The sequence below is a fragment of the Cedecea sp. B1(4) genome, assembly GCF_059414925.1.
The window spans coordinates 1-363 of the sequence record NZ_JCAHMZ010000218.1; the positions used below are offsets into that span (position 1 = coordinate 1).

Annotated in this window: 1 protein-coding gene; it reads right to left on the bottom strand. The window is 67.2% G+C overall.

What is annotated here, in order from left to right:
- The coding region (locus ACR6JA_RS22690) for an ATP-binding cassette domain-containing protein (RefSeq protein ID WP_494599718.1) at positions 1 to 363 on the bottom strand (363 nt) is incomplete at both ends.

Genomic DNA, 363 nt, shown 5'->3' on the forward strand with positions numbered 1-363 from the left:
CGCCGTTCTCGCGCAGGCGCCGCACCATGTCCCACATGCCGCGCCGCAGCTCGACGTCGACGCCGGCGGTGGGTTCGTCCAGGAACAGGATCTTGGGTTCGTGCGACAGCGCCTTGGCGATCATCACGCGCCGCTTCATGCCGCCGGACAGGGCCATGATGCGGCTGTCCTTCTTGTCCCACAGCGACAGGTCGCGCAGCACCTTCTCGATGTATTCCGGGTTGGCCGGCTTGCCGAACAGGCCGCGGCTGAAGGTGACGGTGTTCCAGACGCTTTCGAAGGCGTCGGTGGAGATTTCCTGCGGCACCAGGCCGATGGCCGTGCGCGCGGCGCGGTAGTCGGTCAGGATGTCATGGCCGTCGG